This window comes from Kitasatospora sp. MAA4 (assembly GCF_029893355.1).
Taxonomy (GTDB): Bacteria; Actinomycetota; Actinomycetes; order Streptomycetales; family Streptomycetaceae; genus Kitasatospora.
This window is the reverse complement of sequence record NZ_JARZAI010000047.1, coordinates 1-20,275: the sequence shown is the minus strand read 5'-3', so window position 1 is coordinate 20,275 and position 20,275 is coordinate 1. Positions and strand designations below refer to the sequence as shown.

13 protein-coding genes and 1 pseudogene are annotated in these 20,275 nt (G+C 73.0%); 6 read left to right on the top strand and 8 right to left on the bottom strand.

Features of this window, described 5'->3' with window-relative positions:
* Positions 1-440: 440 nt before the first annotated feature.
* Both P3T37_RS35760 and P3T37_RS35755 read right to left on the bottom strand, forming a co-directional pair.
* A pseudogene (locus P3T37_RS35760) lies at positions 441-1,439 on the bottom strand (helix-turn-helix domain-containing protein); the annotation flags it as partial.
* Positions 1,440-2,239: 800 nt separating this feature from the next.
* The gene (locus P3T37_RS35755; RefSeq protein ID WP_280728139.1) at positions 2,240-3,070 is read right to left on the bottom strand and encodes an HAD family hydrolase; all 831 of its coding nucleotides are present in this window, start codon (positions 3,068-3,070) and stop codon (positions 2,240-2,242) included.
* Positions 3,071-3,774: 704 nt separating this feature from the next.
* Between P3T37_RS35755 and P3T37_RS35750 the strand changes: the two genes are divergently transcribed.
* Positions 3,775-4,281: a universal stress protein gene (locus P3T37_RS35750; RefSeq protein WP_280728156.1), complete on the top strand. Its 507-nt coding sequence runs from the start codon at positions 3,775-3,777 to the stop codon at positions 4,279-4,281.
* Between the two features lie 74 nt (positions 4,282-4,355).
* Here P3T37_RS35750 and P3T37_RS35745 read toward each other — a convergent pair whose 3' ends face one another.
* From P3T37_RS35745 to P3T37_RS35730, 4 genes are all read right to left on the bottom strand, one after another.
* Positions 4,356-5,537 (bottom strand): acyl-CoA dehydrogenase family protein, encoded by a 1,182-nt coding sequence (locus tag P3T37_RS35745; RefSeq protein WP_280728155.1) that lies wholly within the window; start codon positions 5,535-5,537, stop codon positions 4,356-4,358.
* A 187-nt stretch (positions 5,538-5,724) separates the two neighbouring features.
* The gene (locus P3T37_RS35740) at positions 5,725-6,672 is read right to left on the bottom strand and encodes a hydroxymethylglutaryl-CoA lyase (RefSeq protein WP_280728154.1); all 948 of its coding nucleotides are present in this window, start codon (positions 6,670-6,672) and stop codon (positions 5,725-5,727) included.
* A gap of 23 nt (positions 6,673-6,695) precedes the next feature.
* Entirely contained in the window at positions 6,696-8,909 is a 2,214-nt protein-coding gene (locus tag P3T37_RS35735; RefSeq protein ID WP_280728138.1) for a biotin carboxylase N-terminal domain-containing protein, read from the bottom strand.
* 65 nt (positions 8,910-8,974) lie between these two features.
* Positions 8,975-10,711 carry a carboxyl transferase domain-containing protein gene (locus tag P3T37_RS35730; protein ID WP_280728137.1) on the bottom strand — a complete coding sequence of 579 codons (1,737 nt, stop codon included), beginning with the start codon at positions 10,709-10,711 and terminating at the stop codon, positions 8,975-8,977.
* Between the two features lie 131 nt (positions 10,712-10,842).
* On the opposite strand from P3T37_RS35730, the gene P3T37_RS35725 reads away from it, so the two are divergent.
* Entirely contained in the window at positions 10,843-11,511 is a 669-nt protein-coding gene (locus P3T37_RS35725; protein ID WP_280728136.1) for a TetR/AcrR family transcriptional regulator, read from the top strand.
* A gap of 180 nt (positions 11,512-11,691) precedes the next feature.
* On the top strand, positions 11,692-15,510 hold the full coding sequence (locus tag P3T37_RS35720; RefSeq protein WP_280728135.1) for an ABC transporter ATP-binding protein: 3,819 nt from the start codon (positions 11,692-11,694) through the stop codon (positions 15,508-15,510).
* A gap of 13 nt (positions 15,511-15,523) precedes the next feature.
* Here P3T37_RS35720 and P3T37_RS35715 read toward each other — a convergent pair whose 3' ends face one another.
* Positions 15,524-16,423 carry an ATP-grasp domain-containing protein gene (locus P3T37_RS35715; protein ID WP_280728134.1) on the bottom strand — a complete coding sequence of 300 codons (900 nt, stop codon included), beginning with the start codon at positions 16,421-16,423 and terminating at the stop codon, positions 15,524-15,526.
* A 97-nt stretch (positions 16,424-16,520) separates the two neighbouring features.
* Between P3T37_RS35715 and P3T37_RS35710 the strand changes: the two genes are divergently transcribed.
* Positions 16,521-17,030 (top strand): NUDIX domain-containing protein, encoded by a 510-nt coding sequence (locus P3T37_RS35710; protein ID WP_280728133.1) that lies wholly within the window; start codon positions 16,521-16,523, stop codon positions 17,028-17,030.
* A gap of 30 nt (positions 17,031-17,060) precedes the next feature.
* On the opposite strand, the gene P3T37_RS35705 is transcribed toward P3T37_RS35710, so the two are convergent.
* Positions 17,061-18,032: a hypothetical protein gene (locus tag P3T37_RS35705; RefSeq protein WP_280728132.1), complete on the bottom strand. Its 972-nt coding sequence runs from the start codon at positions 18,030-18,032 to the stop codon at positions 17,061-17,063.
* A 299-nt stretch (positions 18,033-18,331) separates the two neighbouring features.
* Here P3T37_RS35705 and P3T37_RS35700 point away from each other — a divergent pair, with 299 nt between their 5' ends.
* Positions 18,332-19,303 carry an LD-carboxypeptidase gene (locus tag P3T37_RS35700; RefSeq protein WP_280728131.1) on the top strand — a complete coding sequence of 324 codons (972 nt, stop codon included), beginning with the start codon at positions 18,332-18,334 and terminating at the stop codon, positions 19,301-19,303.
* Positions 19,304-19,332: 29 nt separating this feature from the next.
* Positions 19,333-20,019, top strand: a complete 687-nt coding sequence (locus P3T37_RS35695; RefSeq protein ID WP_280728130.1) for a nucleoside/nucleotide kinase family protein — start codon at positions 19,333-19,335, stop codon at positions 20,017-20,019.
* Positions 20,020-20,275 lie beyond the last annotated feature (256 nt).

Here is a 20,275-nt window from a genome sequence, read left to right as displayed (position 1 = left end):
CTCGCGGACTCGGGAGAGGGACGGTCGGCCCGGTGTCCCGAGCCCTTGCCCCGTGCGCTCGGCTGCGAGTGGCCGTCCTCCGCGACCGCGTGCTCCACCGGCCGCGCCGGACCCCGGCGGGTGGCCGGGCCGGGCTGCGGCGGGACGAGCGGGCGGATGCGGTTCTTGGCCGGACTGGGCAGCGCCGGCTGTGCCGGGGCGGGCCGGCCCTGTGCCTGGCTGTGTCCCTGGCCCTGTCCCTGCGCGGCTGAGCCGGACTGCGCCGGGTAGCCGGAGGTCGCAGCGCCGGACGCAGCGCCCGACCCGCCCGCCGTGCCGCCCGGACCCGTCGCGCCGGCGGCCGCTCCCGTGAACGGCGGGACGGCCGAGCCCGCGGGCGCGCCGAGCGGACGGTCCGCCGAAGCGCCCTGGGCCGGCACCCCGGAACCCGGGAGCGGACCGGGGCGACGCGCCCGGTAGGTCGTCCGGTAGGCCGCCGGTGAGACGCCCAGCTGCCGCCGGAAGTGCCCGCGCAGCGCCACCGGGGAACGGAAGCCGCAGCGCCGTGCCACGTCGTCGACGGACAGCTCCGAGGTCTCCAGCAACCGCTGAGCCTGAAGCACCCGCTGGGTGATCAGCCACTGCAGCGGGGCACTGCCGGTGAGCGTGCGGAACCGCCGGTCGAAGGTGCGCCGGCTCATGTAGGCGCGGGCGGCCAGCACCTCCACGTCGAACTGCTGGTTCAGGTTCTCCAGCGCCCAGGTGACGACCTCGGCCAGCGGGTCGTTCCCGATCTCTTCTGGTAAAGACTGATCGATGTACTGGGCCTGTCCTCCGCCGCTGCGGCGGTTGGGCACCACCAGTCGGCGGGCGAGGGCGTTGGCGGCCTCGGCGCCGTGGTCGCTGCGCACCACGTGCAGGCAGAGGTCGATGCCCGCCGCCGTGCCCGCCGAGGTGAGGACGTCGCCGTCGTCGACGAAGAGTTCGCGCGGGTCGACGTGCACCCGCGGGTACCGCTTGGCGAGCGTGGGTGCGTACATCCAGTGGGTGGTGGCGGGCCGTCCGTCCAGCAGGCCGGCCGCCGCCAGCACGAACGCGCCGGTGCAGAGGCCGATGATCCGCGCACCCTCGTGGTGCGCCTTGCGCAGCGCGGCGATCGCCTCGACCGGCGGCGGCTGCGAGATCGACCGCCAGGCCGGGACGACGATGGTGCCGGCCCGGGCGAGCGCCTCCAGGCCGAACGGTGCGGTGAGGGTCATGCCGCCGGTGGTGGTGAGCGGGCCGTCCTCGCCGGCGCAGACCAGCAGCCGGTAGCGCGGGACGCCGGCGTCCTGGCGGTCCACGCCGAAGACCGAGAGCGGGATCGAGCTCTCGAAGATGGGCGCTCCGCTGAAGATCAGCACCGCGACGGTCTCCCGACGGCGGCGTCCGGAGAGCTTGCGGGGAGCGTTGCCGGTCAGCGTGGCGGTGCCGGTGGCGGCGCCCGTGCCCGTGAGGGTTCCGACGCCTCCGCCGGATCCGCTCGCCCCGGTCGCCTGCCCCTGCTGGCCCGGGGCCGGGGACTCCTGATGGAGCGTCCGCCCGGTGCCGCCGGACGCAGGTCCGACGCCCGGTCCCGTTCCGTACCCGGTGGCGGCCGCGAGCTGGGGCCGGACGGGAAGCGCCTGCGGAGCGAGCGGGGCAGTACTTCTCGGGACATGGCCCGTGCGACCGGCCGGGGAGTGGCCGCCGTCAGGACCTGTCTCGCTCCTGCTCACCCTGTTCAAGGCGCCCAAGCCCCCTCGGTGGTGTGGTGTGGTGATGCGGCACTGCTCACAAGATCGAATCTACTGGGTGGACGTTGCCGTTGTGACAAGTTCACCATCCGACGCTATGTCGACATGGCAATTTGGCGTGATGCATTCGATCACGAAGCGTGGCACCCGTCGACCCCCCTGGGAAGGGGGCAACCGGATCGGTGGCTGGTTGCCGTACCGCAGTTGCTCGGGTGCCGAGGACGGTTGCCCTCGTCCGACGTTCTGGACTGCGGGAATGCCCAATCGCTGCTGATCGACCTGAAATTGACTGAAAATCGGTGTTGCGGAGAAGGGGCGCACGGTGTTCGCGCACGCCTCGCCGCTCCGACTTTAGCGCCCTCGGTGGGGAGAAGGTGGGTGATGACGATGCTTCAGGGCGCGCAGTGCGCGGCGGCGGTGGGCTCGCGAACGGGTGATCCGGCATCGGTTCGGCCGTGGCTGACGGGATGTCGGACCGGATCCGGTCAGCCCACCGGGACGACGCTCTTTTCGGCCGAGCGTCCCGCGTCGGAGCTCTCCACGTCGGACGCCTCCGCGCAGGTCCACCCGCCCGACGGCCGGACCGCCTCGCGCTCCTGCTCCGGTGCGGTGTCGACACGCCGCCGCGCGTGCACCGCCGGACGGCCCTCGTCCCCGCTCGCGGCCAGAACCATCGCCACCGCCTCCGGGAGGTTGCCCGCGCTCAGGGTCGGCCGGTAGCCCAGCTCGGCCCAGGGGCGGCCGTGGTGCAGCCAGACGCTCCGCAGCCCGGTCGCCTCGGCGCCGGCGATGTCCGCGGGAGCGTGGTCGCCGACCACCCAGGTCTGCGCCGTCCAGTCGGCCGACAGGGCGATCCCGCACCGCCGGGCGGCGATCTCGAAGATCAACGGATCCGGCTTGGCGCAGCCGGCCTCCTCGGATACCACCCACGCGTCGACCAGCGCGCCCAGCCCGGTGCGCCGGATCTTCTCCAGCTGCGGGTCGGTACCCCCGTTGCTGACGATGGCCAGGGTCCAGCCGGCGGTGCGCGCGGTGCGCAGTGCCTCGATGTGGGAACTCGGGCAGCTGATGTGGGAGTTGATCCCACGTCGGTAGTGGGCGAGGAGGAACTCCATGGGGTGGTCCAGGCCGTATCTGCGCCGCGCGGCACCCAGCACCGTGCTGCGCGGGACGTATCCGCCGCCGTCGAGCGTCGTCAGCCAGCCGAGGTCGGCCGGCGGGAGTCCGTATTCGCTCAGGAACCCCTGGGCCCAGGCCTGGAAGGCGGCATCGCGGGGGATCAGGGTGTTGTCGAGATCGAGCAGCAGCAACGGCATGGCGTGCATGCTGCCAGCGCCGGGACCCCGGAGGAAGCGCGTCCCGAGGATCGGCGCTCAGCTGGCCCCGTCTGGCCGAAGATCGAGCCCGCTCACGGACCTCGATCGCCCGCACACCGTCTGTGGTCGGCCTGTTGCATCGAAAGCCTCCGTCGGGCAAGCTCCAGGGAACCTTGAGAGCCGGGGGCGTGGTCCGGTACGAAGGGGCGCGCGCTGAAAAGCTCACGCCGCGGCCATTCGCGGGATCGTTGCCGTACCGGGCCTCAATGGCTGGGCGGCCACCTCCGGTCGTCGTACGCTGAAAGGAACAGGTCACCGACGGTGCTGATCGGCCTCCACCGACTACGTGCCAATGACATGGCCTGCCACCAGGGCAGAGCTGTCCCCGCTGTCCTCCCTGTCGGCCCATCTCACTCGAAGAGTCTCGATTCATGGCCGGTTTTGAGCCTCCCCGATCCGTCGGCCCGCCTCCTTCCCACGAGGCGGCGGAACGCTCCCCTGCGGAGCCGGCGGACTCCCGGACTCGACAGTCGAAGCTGCCACTCCTGTTGCTCTCACCCTTCTCACCCCGGCCTGCCCGCCGGGGTGCCGGGTCGCTGCGCCGAGGCTGGCCGAAGCCGCGCCAGCGCCGCGAGGGCCAGGTGAGCGCGCCGACCGGCGGTCCGGAGGGCGCGGACGCGGCCGGCGCGGTCGGCGGCGCCGGGATGAAGTCCCGGCAGCCCGCCCAGGCCGCCGCACGGGCGGGCCGGACGCCGGACCTCCAGCCCGAGACCGTACGGGCCTGTGACCCGGTCTTCCAGCACGGCGTGGTGGTCGGCTTCGACGGGTCGCTCTCCAGCGAGCGGGCCCTCGCCTACGCGGTCGGGATGGCCCGCCGCTCCAACTGCGGCCTGGTCATCGTCCATGTGGCCAACCGCCTTCCGGCGACCGTCTGGGCGGGCTGCGAGCCGCCCGTCTTCGTCGATCTGCCGGACCACCGCACCGAGGTGCTCGGCCTGGAGCTGGCCTGCGCCGACTTCCTCGCCGGCGTCCCGTGGATCCTGGTCGAGCGCGGCGGCGACATCTGCCACGAGATCGAGGAGGTCGGCAAGGAGTACGCAGCCGACGCGATCGTGGTGGGCACCACGCACGGGCTGCTCGGCAAGCTCTTCGGCTCGGTCTCCGGCAGGCTGGCCCGACGCGCCAACCGCCCGGTGATCGTGATCCCCTGACCACTGGCACCGTCCAGTGACCGGTGGCCGCCGCCAGGCGGCCACCCGTCACCTGATGCCCTCTCAGCTCAGGGCTACATGCCCAACTCGCGGGCGATGAGCATCCGCTGGACCTCGGAGGTGCCCTCGCCGATCTCCAGGATCTTGGAGTCGCGCCACATGCGCGCGACCGGGTACTCGTTCATGAAGCCGTATCCGCCGTGGATCTGGGTGGCTTCGCGGGCGTTGTCGACGGCCGCCTCGGAGGAGTAGAGCTTCGCGATGGCCGCCTCCTTCTTGAAGGGCTCGGCGAGCAGCAGCCGGGAGGCCGCGTCCCGCCAGGCGAGGCGTGCCATGTGGGCACGCGTCTCCATGTCGGCGATCTTGAACTGGATGACCTGGTTGGCCCCGATCGGGCGCCCGAACGCGCGCCTGGTCGCGGCGTAGCTGAGTGACTGGTCGACGCAGCCCTGGGCCAGACCCGTGGACAGCGCTGCGATGGCGATGCGGCCCTCGTCGAGGATCCGCAGGAACTGGGCGTACCCCCGGCCCTGCTGGCCGAGGAGGTTGGCTTCGGGAACTCGGCAGTCGGTGAAGGACAGTTCGCGGGTGTCGGAGGCGTTCCACCCGACCTTGGAGTACTTCTTCGACACCTGGAACCCGGGGGTGCCGACAGGCACGATGATGGAGGAGATCTCCCGCTTTGACGAGGGCTCAGCCCCCTCTTCACTCGAACGAGCGAGCGGTTCGGTCAGCGCGGTGACGGTGACCAGACCGGTGACGTCGGTGCCGGAGTTGGTGATGAAGCACTTCGTCCCGTTGATCACCCACTCCCGGGTGACCGCGTCGAACCGCGCGGTGGTGCGGGTGGCGCCGGCGTCCGAGCCGCCCTCGGGTTCGGTCAGGCCGAAGGCGCCGAGGATCTCGCCCGCCGCCAGTCGCGGCAGCCACTCCCGCTTCTGCTCCTCGGTGCCGTACCGGAAGATCGGCATGGCGCCCAGCGAGACGCCCGCCTCCAGGGTGATGGCCACCGAGGAGTCGACCCGGGCGAGTTCCTCCAGCGCGATGCAGAGCGCGAAGTAGTCGCCGCCCATGCCGCCGTACTCCTCGGGGAACGGCAGGCCGAAGAGGCCCATCCGTCCCATCTCCTTGACGATCTCGTACGGGAACTCCTCGCGCTCGTAGTAGTCGCCGATCGTCGGGGCGACCACGTCGTTGGCGAACTCGGCGACGGTGCGGCGCAGTTCCTCGTACTCGGCATCCAGGCGGTGGTCGATCACGGTGATCCTCCAGGGGGTTCGGCCAGGTGGTGTCAGGGGGAGGGCGGGCGGCGCGGGCCGCCGTGGGAGGGGTCCGGGTATGCCGGACCGGGCCGTCGGCGACTGATTGGGATCAGGCCGACGGCCGGGTGCGCGAGTCGTTCAGTTCATGTGTTCAGCCGACCGGTGAGGGGACGGCCACGAACTACGGTCCGGTCAGGGCCTGGACGGCGCGCGACGGGCTCGGGCGGCCCAGCTGCCGGGCCATCCAGGCACTGGTGGCGGCGAGCCGGCGCAGGTCCACGCCGGTCTCGATGCCGAGCCCGTGCAGCATCCACACCAGGTCCTCGGTGGCGAGGTTGCCGGTGGCGCTCTTCGCGTACGGGCAGCCGCCGAGTCCGCCGGCCGAGGAGTCGACCACGGTGACCCCGCAGCGCAGCGCGGCGAGCGTGTTGGCCAGCGCCTGCCCGTAGGTGTCGTGGAAGTGCACGGCGAGCTGCCCGACCGGTACGCCGGCCCGGTCGAACCCGTCGAGCAGCGCGGCCACCTGGCCCGGCGTGGCCACGCCGATCGTGTCGCCGAGGCTGAGTTCGGTGCAGCCCAGCTCGATCAGCCGCAGTCCGGCGGTCACCACCTGCTCGAGCGCGACCGGGCCCTCCCAGGGGTCGCCGAAGCACATCGAGAGGTAGCCGCGGACCGGCACGCCCGCGCCGGTGGCCCGCTCCACCACCGGGCGGAACATCTCCAGCACCTCGTCCACCGAGCGGTTGAGGTTGCGCTGCGCGAAGGTCTCGGTGGCGCTGGCGAAGACCGCGATCTCGGTCGCGCCGTGGGCGAGCGCCCGGTCCAGGCCGCGCTCGTTGGGGACCAGGACGGGCAGTCGCAGGCCCTCGTACCGCTCCCGCAGGCCGCTCAGCCTGGGCAGCAGCTGTTCGGCGTCGGCCAGCTGGGGCACCCACTTCGGGTGGACGAAGCTGGTCGCCTCCACGGTGCGCAGTCCGGCCTCGGCCAGCCGGGTGATGAACTCGGCCTTCACCTCGACCGGGACCAGTGAACTCTCGTTCTGCAGCCCGTCGCGCGCGCCCACCTCGTGGATGCGCACCCGGGCGGGCAGGGCGGGGTCGGCCAGCACGCTCGGCAGGCCGAGGTCCAGCACCCCGGGCTCCTGAGGGGTCGTCACGACGCCACCGCCTCCTCATCCGTCGCTGCGACGTCCTCGTCCGGCAGGACGACGACGAGCAGCTGCTCCATGGCGACGGTAGCCCCGGCGGTCACCGGCAGTTCGCTGACCGTGCCGTCGTGCGGCGCGGCGATCACGTGTTCCATCTTCATGGCCTCCAGGACCAGCAGCGCCTGGCCGCGCCGGACCTGGTCGCCGACCGCGGCCTTGACCACGGTGACGGTGCCGGGCATCGGCGCGGTGAGGGCGCCGTGGTGGGCGTCGGCGGAGGTGGCGCGGTCGGCCACCGGGTCGTAGGGGTGCACCGCCCAGTTGTCGCCGTCGAGGCCGAGCCAGATCACCGGACCGGCGGAGGTCGGCGAGGGGGCGTTGTCAGTGGCGTGTGCCAGGGTGATCCGCAAGCCGTCGATGGTGAGCGAGAGATCCGTGGCGCCGAGGACGGCGCGGGCCCGGCGGATCGGCCCGTCATCGAGGCGAACCTGCAGGTCGGAGAAGGTTTCTGAGGAATTGTCAGTGCTCTCGACTACGGTGTCGGCACTGACAGGTCGTACGCGGACCGACACCGGGTCGTGCCCGGCGACCCTGAGTCGGTGCGTGGTCCAGGCCGGTTCGCCGGCCAGTCGCCAAGCGGAGGGGAGTGCGAAGGGGTCGGTCCAGCCGTCGGGGGCGGCGGCGGGGGCGAGCCTCAGGTGCCGCGCGAGTGCCGCGGCGAAGTAGACGGTGTCCGGAGCGCCGTCGACCGGTGTCGACGCGGCCCGGTCGTGGTGGTCGGCCAGCAACTCGGGGTTCTGCTGGGCGGCCCGTTCGACCAGTCCGGTGTCCAGCCGGCCGGCGACCACCTCGGGGTGGGCGAGCAGCCTGCGCAGGAAGCCGGCGTTGGTGGTCAGCCCGAGGATCCGGGTGTCCGCGAGAGCGGCGCGCAGCCGGAGCAGTGCGGTCTCGCGGTCGGGGCCGTACGCGATGACCTTGGCCAGCATCGGGTCGTAGGCGCTGGTGATCGAGGTGCCCGCGGTGAGACCGGAGTCGACCCGGATTCCCTCGCCGCGCGGCTCGTCGAGCAGCAGGATCCGGCCACCGGTCGGCAGGAAGTCGCGCGCGGGGTCCTCCGCGCAGAGCCGGGCCTCGATGGCGTGACCGAGAAAGGAGACGTCCGACTGGGCGAACGACAACGACTCACCCGCGGCCACCCGCAGCTGCCACTCGACCAGGTCGAGCCGGCCCGGGCCCGGTGCACCAGGCCCGGCCGCAGACCCGATCGCGACGGCCAGTTCGGTGACCGGGTGCTCCACCTGAAGGCGGGTGTTCATCTCCATGAAGAAGAAGTCGCGGACCTCGCCCGGTGCGGGGTCGGTACCGCCGGGCACGATGAACTCCACCGTGCCGGCGCCGGTGTAGCCACAGGCCTCTGCCGCACGGACGGCGGCGGCCCCCATCGCGGCCCGCGTCTGCGGGTCGAGCAGGACGGAGGGTGCCTCTTCGATGAGCTTCTGATGCCGGCGCTGGAGGCTGCACTCCCGCTCACCGAGGTGCACGGTGGTCCCGTGGACGTCCGCCAGCACCTGTACCTCGATGTGCCGGGGGCGGTCGACCCAGCGCTCCAACAGCAGGGTGTCGTCACCGAACGCGGTCCGGGCGAGCCGGCGGGCGGCGGCGAGCTCGGCGGGCAGCTCGGCCGGATCGTGGACCAGCCGCATGCCCTTGCCACCGCCGCCGGCCGACGGCTTGATCAGCACCGGGTAGCCGATCTCCGTGGCGGCCAGGGCGAGTTCCTCGTCGCTCGCCGCACCGCCGCGGCTGCCCGGCACCACCGGGACGCCGACCGCGCGGACGGCCTCCTTGGCGTTGATCTTGTCGCCCATCAGCTCCACCGCCTCGGCGGGCGGGCCGATGAAGACCAGTCCGGCCTCGGCACAGGCGCGGGCGAACCCCGGGTTCTCGGCGAGGAAGCCGTAGCCGGGGTGGACGGCCTGCGCGCCGGTGCGCAGTGCTGCGGCGATGATCTGATCGCCGCGCAGGTAGGTCTCGGCGGCGCTGCTGTCGCTGCGGTCGGCCGGCCCCAGCCGGACGGCGACGTCCGCCTCGCGGACGTGCCGGGCGTCGGAGTCGGCGTCGCTGTAGACGGCGACCGACCGGACGCTGAGCCGTCGCAGGGTGCGGATGACCCGGACGGCGATCTCGCCGCGATTGGCGACCAGAACGGTGTCGAACATGGGAGGTGTTCCTCCGGAGCGAGGGAGAGCGGTGCGAAGACGGGGGGACGGGCGACCGGAGGTCGTCACATCCGGAACACGCCGTACGGTGCGGGCGCGGCCAGCGGGGCGTTGGAGCAGGCGGTCAGGGCGAGGCCGAGCACCGTCCGGGTGTCCATCGGGTCGATGACGCCGTCGTCCCAGAGCCGGGCGGTGGCGTAGTACGCGTTGCCCTGCCGCTCGTACTGCTCGCGGACGGGCCGCCGGAACTCCTCCTCCGCCTCGGCGGGCCACTCCTCGCCGCGCGCTTCGAACTGGTCGCGGCGCACGGTGGCGAGGACCGAGGAGGCCTGCTCCCCGCCCATCACCGAGATCTTCGCGCCCGGCCACATCCACAGGAAGCGCGGCGAGTAGGCCCGGCCGCACATCGAGTAGTTGCCGGCGCCGTACGAGCCGCCGATCACCACGGTCAGCTTCGGCACCCGGGTGCAGGCGACCGCGGTGACCATCTTGGCGCCGTGCTTGGCGATGCCGCCCGCCTCGTACTGGCGGCCGACCATGAAGCCGGTGATGTTCTGCAGGAAGACCAGCGGGATGCCGCGCTGGTCGCAGAGCTCGATGAAGTGGGCGCCCTTGAGCGCGGATTCCGCGAAGAGGACGCCGTTGTTGGCGACGATCCCGACCGGGTGCCCGTGGATCTTGGCGAAGCCGGTCACCAGCGTGGCGCCGTACTCGGCCTTGAACTCGGCGAACCGGCTGCCGTCCACCAGGCGGGCGATCACCTCGCGGACGTCGTAGGGCGTCCGCGGGTCGACGGGCACGGCGCCGTACAGTCCGGCGGGGTCGACGGCGGGGGCCTCGACCGCGGTGAGCGGCCAGGGTCGGGCCGCGCGCGGGCCGAGTCCGTCCACGATGGTGCGCACGATGGAGAGCGCGTGCTCGTCGTTCTCGGCCAGGTGGTCCGTCACCCCCGAGGTGCGGGAGTGCAGTTCGCCGCCGCCGAGCTCCTCGGCGGTGACGATCTCACCGGTGGCGGCCTTCACCAGCGGCGGGCCCCCGAGGAAGATGGTGCCCTGGTTGCGGACGATCACGGCCTGGTCGCTCATCGCCGGGACGTAGGCGCCACCCGCGGTGCAGGACCCGAGCACGGCCGCGATCTGCGGGATGCCCGCCGCGGAGAGCCGGGCCTGGTTGTAGAAGATCCGCCCGAAGTGGTCGCGGTCGGGGAAGACCTCGTCCTGCATGGGCAGGAAGGCGCCGCCGGAGTCCACCAGGTAGATGCAGGGGAGTCGGTTCTCCAGCGCCACCTCCTGCGCCCGCAGGTGCTTCTTCACGGTCATCGGGTAATAGGTTCCGCCCTTGACCGTGGCGTCGTTGGCGACCACCATCACCTCGCGCCCGGCCACCCGGCCGATCCCGGCGATCACGCCGGCCGCCGGCGCGGCGCCGTCGTACAGGCCGTCGGCGGCCAGCGCGCTGATCTCCAGGAACGGCGAGCCCGGGTCGAGCAGGGTGTCCACGCGGTCGCGGGGCAGCAACTTGCCGCGAGCGGTGTGCCGGTCGCGGGCCTTGGCCCCGCCGCCGAGCGCGGCGGCGGCCAGCTTGTCGCGCAGCTCGGCGACGAGCGCCTGGTGCGCCTCGGTGTTCGTTCGGTAGGCGGCCGAGCCGGGGTCGGCGGCGGACCGCAGCCGGGGCGCGGGCGCGGCCGAGGCCGCGCTGCTGGTGCTCGTCGTACCGCTCACGGTCGCCGCCTGCGCGCCGGACGACCCGGCATGGCCGGCCTCCAGCGGGTGAGAGGCGAAGCCGGGTGTCGACAGGGCCATCCCAAGAGCTCCCTTGCTCCCGGAAACCCGGCGAGCGGGGAGGTCTGGTGGACCGTCGTCGCCAAGTTAATGGTGGTTAACTCCTGCCGCCAGGTTAACCACGGATAACCGCGCTGTCTACGATGGGCCTCATGTCGAATGTCCCCGCCGCCCCCGCGACCCCGCGCCGTGACCAGATCCGCCGGGAGGCCGCCCGCCTCTTCGCCGCGCGCGGCTTCCTCGGCGTGGGCGTCGACGAGATCGGCAAGGCGGTCGGGATCAGCGGCCCCGGCCTCTACCGGCACTTCGCCGGCAAGGACGCGATGCTCGCCGACCTGCTGGTCGGCATCAGTGAGCGGCTGCTGGAGGAGGGGCGCCGACGGGCCGGTGCGACGATCGGACCGGTGGCGGCGCTGGATGCGTTGATCAGTGGACATGTCGACTTCGCGCTCGACGACCCCGACCTCATCACGCTGCACGACCGCGAGCTGCTCCACCTCAAGGAGGAGGACCGCCGACGCGTGCGACGGATGCAGCGCGGCTACGTCGAGCTCTGGGTCGACGTGGTCCGCGAGGCCTTCCCGGAGCTGGCCGGCCCGTCGTCCGAACCGGTCGCCCGGGCGTCCGTACACGCCGTCTTCGGCCTGCTGAACTCCACGCCGCACAGTGCCGGGGTGCGCCCCGGCCACCCGGACGCCCCCGCCGACCGGGCCGCGCTGCCCCGCGTGGAGATGGCCGCCCTGCTGCACAGCCTGGCCCAGGGCGCCTTCGCGGCGGCGGCCCGATCCGCAGCCGCGGCAACGTTGGATGGCGAGTCCTAGGTCGTCCGACGGTCGCCCCTGGACCCTGCGACCGGTGCGCCCCGGCCGGTCGGTGCCGCAGTCTGGGAGGGAAGGAAATCCGGGCGCCGGCCGTTTCAGCAGGGCAGACCGGCAGTGGCATCGCTCGGTCCGTGCACGTACGTGGACGGCCGCCTCACGAAATGGTTAGTATCCCTAAATATGCCTGAGACTCACGTCTCCACCAGGGAGATATCGCCCGCCCGCGAGGCGTCCGACCGGCGGTCCGCCCATCCGGACCTCGCCGCCGACCCCGACAGCACTACCGCCGGCGCGGGCTGGCTGCGGCGCCTGGTCGGCTACTGCTGGCACTACCGCCGCAACGTGCTGCTGTCCTTCGGCGCCTCGCTGGCCGGCATGGCGGTCACCGCGATCGTCCCGCTGATCACCAAGCTGATCATCGACGACGTCATCACCACGCACACCCGCTCGCTCGCCCCCTGGGCGATCGCCATGGTGGTCGCCGCCGTGGTGGTCTTCGGCTGCACCCTGGTCCGCCGCTACTACGGCGGCCAGCTCGCGCTCGACGTCCAGCACGACATGCGCCGCGACCTCTTCCGCTCGCTGACCCGGCTGGACGGCGACCGGCAGGACCGGCTGGACATCGGCCAGGTGGTCGGCCGGGCCACCTCCGACCTCCAGCTGATCAACGGCCTGCTCTCGATGCTGCCGATGATGACCGGCAACCTGCTGCTCTTCGTGATGTCGGTCCTGGTGATGCTCTGGCTCTCGCCCGCGCTGACCCTGATCGCCCTGGTGATGGGCCCGGCGCTGTGGTGGTTCGCGGTGCTCAGCCGCAAGCGCCTGTTCCCCGCGACCTGGGCCGCCCAGCAGGAGGCCGCGGCGGTGGCGGGCGTGGTGGAGGCCGCGGTCGGCGGCGTCCGGGTGGTCAAGGGCTTCGGGCAGGAGGACCAGGAGCTCGGCAAACTGGAGTCCGCCTCGCGCAACCTCTACGGCGCCCGGTTGCGCGCGATCCGGCTGAACAGCCGCTACACCCCGGCGATGCAGGCGATCCCGGCGCTCGGCCAGGTCGCGGTGCTGGCCCTGGGCGGCTGGCTGGCCGTCAACGGCGAGGTCACCCTCGGCACCTTCGTGGCCTTCTCCACCTACGTCGCGCAGATGACCGGCCCGGTCCGGATGCTCACCATGCTGCTGACCGTCGGCCAGCAGGCCCGCGCCGGCGTGGAGCGAGTGCTCGAGTTGATCGACGAGCGCCCGCTGGTCCAGGAGAAGCCCGGCGCCCGCGCGCTGGAGACCGCCGAGGGCGTCGCCGCCCTGGAGTTCGACCGGGTCGACTTCCGGTACGGACCGGACGGCAGCCGTCCCGTCCTGCACGGGCTCAGCCTGCGGATCGCCGAGGGCGAGACCCTCGCCCTGGTCGGCGCCTCGGGCTCCGGCAAGTCCACCGTCGCCCAGCTGATCCCGCGCTTCTACGACCCGACCGCGGGCGCGGTCCGGCTGTACGGCCAGGACCTGCGCGACGTCACCGTCGACTCGGTGCGCGCCGTGGTCGGCGTCGTACCCGAGGACAGCTTCCTCTTCTCCGACACCGTCCTCGCCAACATCTCCTACGGCCGCCCCGACGCGACCGAGGAGGAGATCACCGCCGCCGCCCGCGCCGCGCAGGCGGACGGCTTCATCCGCGAACTGCCGGACGGCTACGCGACCACCGTCGGCGAGCAGGGCCTGACCCTCTCCGGCGGCCAGCGCCAGCGGATCGCGCTGGCCCGCGCGATCCTCGCCGACCCGCGGGTCCTGCTGCTGGACGACTCGACCTCGGCCGTCGACCCGCGGATCGAGGCCGAGATCCACGAGGCGCTGCGCACCGTGATGGCCGGCCGCACCACGCTGCTGATCGCCCACCGCCGCTCGACGCTCCTGCTGGCCGACCGGATCGCCGTCCTCGAACAGGGCCGCCTGGTCGACACCGGCACCCACGAGGAGCTCGAGCGCCGATGTCCGCAGTACCGGGCGCTGATCACGGACCCCGAGGCCGGCACCGGCCGCGCCGACGCCGAGGCCGATCCCGTGGCCGAGCCGGCCGCCGAGGCCGCCGCAGGACCGCACTCCGGCTTCGCCGGACCCCGCACGATGATGGGCCGCCCCAACGACCCGGAGCTGCTGGCCAAGGTCGCGGCGCTGCCCCCGGCCACCGACACGCCCGCGATCGAGATCGCCTCGGCCACCGCCGCCGACCCCGGCTTCACGCTGGGCCGCCTGCTCAAGCCGTTCCGGGCCGCCCTCTCACTCGCCTTCCTGCTGCTGGCGCTGGACGCCGCGGCGGGCCTGGTGGTGCCGATCCTGATCCGGCACGGCATCGACGACGGCGTCTCCAAGGCCGCGCTGGGCGGCGTGGTCGCCGCCTCGCTGGCCGCACTGGTGGTCGTCCTGCTGGACTGGCTGGTGCAGGGCGCCGAGAACCAGGTCAGCGGCCGGACCGGCGAACGCGTCCTCTACACGCTGCGGCTGAAGATCTTCGCGCAGCTGAACCGGCTCGGCCTGGACTACTACGAGCGCGAGCTCTCCGGCCGGATCATGACCCGGATGACCACCGACGTCGATGCGCTGTCGTCGTTTCTGCAGACCGGTGTGGTGACCGCGGTGGTCAGTCTGCTGACCTTCTTCGGCATCTTCGGCGCACTGCTGATCATCGACGCGGGCCTGGCGCTGATCGTCTTCGCGGTGCTGCCGGTGCTGGTCGTCGCCACCCTGGTGTTCCGTAAGAAGTCCTCGAAGCAGTACCGGATCTCGCGCGAACTGATCGGCACGGTCAACGCGGACCTCCAGGAGAACGTCGCCGGGATGCGCATCGTGCAGGCGTTCCGGCGCGAGGAGGACAACACCGCGCGCTTCGTCGAGCGCGGTCTGGCCTACCGCGACGCCCGGGTCCGCGCGCAGTGGTACATAGCGCTCTACTTCCCGTTCGTGCAGTTCCTCTCCAACGTGGCCGCGGCGCTCGTGCTGATCGCCGGCGCCTCGCGGGTGGACTCCGGCACGCTGACGGTCGGCGCGCTGGTGGCCTACCTGCTCTACATCGACCTCTTCTTCGCCCCGGTCAACCAGCTCTCGCAGATCTTCGACGGCTACCAGCAGGCCGCGGTCGGCCTCGGCCGGATCCGCGAGCTGCTCCGCTCGCCGACCAGCACCCCGGCCGCCGCGGACCCGGTGCCCGTGCGGCGGCTGCGCGGTGAGATCCACTTCGACGGCGTCAGCTTCGCCTACAACGGCGGCGGCGAGGGCAAGCCGGAGGTCCTCAGCGGCATCGACCTGCGGATCCCGGCCGGGCAGACGGTCGCCCTGGTCGGCGAGACCGGCGCCGGAAAGTCGACGCTGGTCAAGCTGGTCGCGCGGTTCTACGACGCGACCGGCGGCACCGTCCGGATCGACGGCACGGACGTCTCCCGGTACGAACTCGCCGACTACCGGCACCGGTTGGGTGTGGTCCCGCAGGAGGCGTACCTGTTCGCGGGCACCGTGCGGGACGCCATCGCCTACGGCCGCCCCGAGGCCACCGACGCCGAGGTGGAGACCGCCGCCCGGGCGGTCGGCGCGCACGAGATGATCACCGGACTGACCGACGGCTACCAGCACGAGGTCTCCGGCCGCGGCCGCAACCTCTCCGCCGGGCAGCGGCAGCTGATCGCGCTGGCCCGCGCCGAGCTGGTGGACCCGGACATCCTGCTGCTCGACGAGGCGACCGCCGCGCTGGACCTGGCCACCGAGGCGGCGGTCAACCAGGCGGCCGCCCGGCTGAGCGACGGTCGCCCCGACCGCCCGGGCGGGCGGACCACCCTGGTGATCGCGCACCGCCTGACCACCGCCGAGCGCGCCGACCGGGTGATCGTGCTGGACCAGGGCGCGGTGGTCGAGGACGGCACACACACCGAGCTGCTCGCGGCCGACGGGACGTACGCCCGGCTCTGGGAGGCGTTCGTCGGCGACGAGCACCCGACCGCCGAGCCCGCGCGGGTCGCGCTCTGAGGACAGGCGGCGGTCAGGCCGCGATCAGCGAGGCGAAGAGGGCCGAGACCTCGGTTCCGCGCGGGAGATCGCTGACCTGGCCGTCGCCGACCTCGACCACCATCCACCCGCCGCCGTCCGCGCGCAGCGCCAGGTCGGTGGTGACGAACCGGCAGCCGAGCGCCCGGACCAGCGGGCGCACCACCGACAGGTCCGGCTCCGGCAGCACGCCCGGCGTGTCGGGGTGCGGACCGGTCAGCACCGGTTCGCCGTCCATCCACCACACCCTGGCCTCGGCGACCCTCACCCCGGCGTCCTCCGGGCCGGCGGTGCCGGCGAAGGTGTGGAACCGGCGCAGCACCACGCCGCCCGCCAGGAACTCGCCCTGCAGTTCGACGAACCGCCGCACCACCCGCGCGACGGCGGGCAGATCGGCGAGTTCGGGGATGAAGCAGGCCTCCTCCCACTCGTGCTTGCGGGACTTGACGAAGTCCTTGACGATCGCCGGTCCGCTGCCGCCGAGTTGACCGGCCGCCTGCGCCAGCGAGGCGAGCCAGGCCGGACCGGAGCCGGCCGGCAGCCAGACACTGGCCGGCGTCGCACCTTCGAACGTCCGGTACCAGCCGGGGAGTTCATGGGCCGCCGCGTAGCCGGCCGGCGTGGTGAGCAGCTGGCAGCCGCGGTCGGCGAGCGCTCGGCCGAAGGCCGCGTAGGCGTCCACCGGCAGCATCCAGCCGCGGTACCAGACGGGCCCGAGGCCGACCGGCACCAGGCGGACGGCGTGCGCCGCGCGCCCCGCGAGCAGCGCGTCGTGGTCCACCAGCGCCGTCTCACCGCCCAGGCCGCGCAGCAGCCGGACCTCGGCGGAGTAGTGCGGGTCGGTGCGCCGTTCGGAGAGCGGGTCGTGCGGCAGCAGGATGGTCGGCACAGGCATGCGCGCCAGGGTAGCGGCGCCAAGGCCCCTGGACGGCTGCTTTCCGAGTGCGACGCGTTTGATCGACACCGCCGCCCGGCGCTGCCAGAATGCTCCGATGCGAACTCCCCGGCAGGCAGCGCGAACCGTGGTGGTTGACCCGGACGGCGCGGTGTTCCTCGTCCGCTCGGACAACGTCGAGGTCGGCGTGCACTGGATGCCGCCGGGCGGCGGACTGGACCGCGGCGAGAGCCCGCTCGCCGCCGCACGGCGCGAGCTGCGCGAGGAGACGGGCTGGACGGACATCCCGATCGACACGCTGCTCTGCACCTGGGAGCACGACTTCACCTGGCACGGCACGCCGGTCCGGCAGTCCGAGCACATCTACCTCACCAGGGGGCCGCACCGCGGACCGCTCGGCGACGTCAGCGAGGCCCACCGGCTCGACCGGATCCTCGGCTGGCGCTGGTGGACGCCGCAGGAACTCGGCGACAGCGCGGCCGATCCGCTCTGGCCGCCGACGCTGCCGCAGCTGCTGACCGAGGTGCGGGCGGCCTGGGCCGACGGCCGTCCGGGAATCGCGCCGGTCGACCTGGGCTACCTGCCCAACCCGCCGCGGCGCGGTTGAACCCGCCCGCGCCGCCGGGTGGCCCGCGGGTCAGTCGCGCGACCGCCGGCCACCGTCCGACCCCGGGCCGACCTGCCAGTCGCGCATCCGCAACTCCCGGTCGTGCAGGGCATCCATGTTGATCAGGACGGTCAACTCGGCCTCCGGCAGCTCCTGCCGGGTCAGCCCGGTGGCCTCCAGCAGCAACTCGGTCGGCACCGACACCGCGATGGAGCTGCGCCAGGACGGCAGGACGGCGAGCGTGGTGCCCGAGCCGACCTTGACCACCTGGGCGGCGACCCGCCGCCGACGCTGGTCGCCCGCCCGGACCGGCGGCTCGGGCGCGCGCTGGGCGCTGCCGATCATGATCCCCATCCGGGCCGGCGCGGTCGGCGCTTCGGGCTCGGGCATCTCGGCGGCCACCGGCGCGTCGGGCCGGGCGTCCGGGGCGTGCACGCCGTCCGTTCCGTCCGACTCCACCGCCGGGCCGGTCTCCGGTACGTCCGCGTCGCCTGCGCCGCCCGTTTCGTCCGCGGCACCCCGGCCGCCGCGCGCCGACCGCCGCGACGGGGCCGGCCGCCGCACCCGCGGGCGTGGACGTCCGCCGCTGCCGTCCGTACCGTCGGTGAACTCCCCGAAGCCCAACGGCTCTGCAGCACGGTCCCGTTGGGCCGGGACCAGGCCGTCGTCGCCGGCGCCGGACGGCATGCCCGGCCGGTCCGGGTCGACTCCGGCCAGCTGAAGCAACTCGCGTACCTCGGCGACAGGTTGATGGCAGGCGGCGGCCAAGTCGTCCAGCCGGGCGCCCTGTTCATAGGCCGAACGCAGCCTGGCCGCCAGCCCGGCCCGCAGCCGCGCGGTGGTCACCGCCCCCGGATCCACGGCCGGCGCGGGGGTCTGCGGGGTAGCGGCAGGCGTCGCGTCATCGGGCACGCAGACGTGCGGAAGACCGGTGGCGTCCGGTGCGGCCGAATCGGTCGGCGGCGGGTTCGGCGTGTCCATCGGTATGAACGGCGAGGTCATCGGTGCGGGTCCTCCGGGATACAGTCCGCCCGATCCTGCCGTACTGGAGGGTGAACGTCCATGGTCGAGAGCTGGGCCGCCGCTCCGGGTGCCCCCAGGGCAACCGCTCCCGGAGTCGGCTCTTACCGCCAACTCCTCTTGGGTAGAACGGAAGTAGCAGATCCGGCGGTGCTGTCCCACCCGACTTCCGGGCCCGGCGCGCTGCGCCAGGGCGGTCGGCGGAGCTTCACCACCACCGCATACGCTCGGTCGCACGACCCGAGCCTGAACTCCAGGAACTCCCAGGAAGGACGACGGCCATGGCGGCGCCGCCCACCCCCCTGTCCACCTCACCGCGACCCGCCGACGGCGGGCTCACCCGACCCCGCCGGCTCGTCCCGGGAGACCGGGTGGCACTGGTCGCCCCGAGCGGCCCGATCGACCCCGGACGGCTCGAAGCGGGCTGCGCCATCCTGCGCTCCTGGGGCCTGGAACCCGTGGTCGGCGCCCACGTCCTCGACACCCACCCGACGCTGGGCCACTTCGCGGGCACCGACGCGGACCGGGCCGCCGACTTCCGGGACGCCTGGCTGGACCCCGGCATCGCCGCCGTGCTCTATGCCCGTGGAGGTTACGGCAGCCAGCAGGTGGTCGACCTGCTCGACTGGGACGCCCTGCGGGCCGCACCGCCCAAGGTGCTGATCGGCTTCAGCGACGCGACCGTGCTGCAGGAGACGATCGCCCAGCGCCTGGGCCTGGTCACGCTGTACGGCCCGATGGGCGCCGCCTCCTCCTTCGTCGGAGACGGACCCACCGCCGAGCACCTGCGGCAGACGCTCTTCGACCCGGCCGCCGTCCTGACGCTGACCGGTCCGGACGCGGGCCCGCTGATCCCCGGCCGGGCCCGCGGTATCACGGCGGGCGGCTGCGCCTCGCTGCTGGCTGTGGAGCGCGGGACGCCCGGCGCACGCCCGTCGTTCGCGGGCACGATCCTGCTGCTGGAGGACGTCAACGAGCACCCGTACCGGCTCGACCGGATCCTGACGCAGCTGCTGCGCTCCGGCGCCCTCGACGGGGTGAACGGCGTGGCGCTGGGATCCTGGGAGGGCTGCGGACCGCCGGACCGGATCCGCGACGTGATGCTCGCCCGCCTCGGACCGCTCGGCGTGCCGGTGCTCTGGGAGCTGGGCTTCGGCCACGGCCCGTCCACCCTCACCGTCCCGCTCGGCGTGCCCGCCGTCCTGGACGCGGACGCCGGCACGCTCACCCTCGACGTCCCGGCCCTGGCGTAAGGAGAAGGCGCAGTGAGTAGGGTGCCCGGATGACTGCGCACCCGGATGACCTGGCCGAGCAGCAGCCGGCCGCCCTGGCGGCCGAGCTTCTGGAGACCCTGCGTACGGCACGGCCCGGCGGCCGGATGATGCTGGGTCTCACCGGGCCGCCCGGAGCGGGCAAGTCCTCCCTCGCGCGCTACCTGGTGCGGGAGGTGGAGCGGGCGGCCGGCGCGGGCACCGCGGCCTACGTGCCGATGGACGGCTTCCACCTCTCCAACGCGCAGCTCGACCGTCTCGGTCTGCGCGCCCGCAAGGGCTCCCCGCCGAGCTTCGACGTCCTCGGCTACGCCGCACTGCTCGCCCGGCTCGCCGCCGACCGCTTCCACGACGTCTACGTCCCCGACTTCGACCGCGAACTCGACGAGCCGGTGGCGGCCCGCCACGTCGTGCCGCCGAGCACCCGGCTGATCGTGACCGAGGGCAACTACCTCGCCGCCGACGCACCCGGCTGGTCCCAGGCCAGGGCCCAGCTCCGCGAGCTCTGGTACCTGGAGACGGACGACGCGCTGCGCGCGGACCGCCTGGTCCGCCGCCAGCTGGCCGGAGGCCGCGACAGCCTGGGCGCGCAGGCCTGGGTGGAGAGCAACGACCAGCCGAACGGCGAGTACGTGAAGCTGAGCCGCTCGCGGTGCACCCGGGTCGTCCGGGTGGCCGAGTTGCAGCGGGAAGGGTGAGGGCGTAGTGTTCCCTAGTCGCTCGGCAGGGAGCACCGGACACGCATCGGCGCGGACGGTCCCGGGGCGGCCACTCTCCCGAAACACCTTTTCTCAGTAAGACAATCAGCTTTTTGCGCTCTGTCGCAGGGGGCGTTGTTTTGCTGTGCCGGTATTTCGGCGAGTGGGGCCGGATTCGCTTTTCGGAGCGGGGCTGGGCTAAAGTTCAACACGTCGGACAGGCCGTCAGGTCGGTTACGGCGAAGGCCACTTGAGG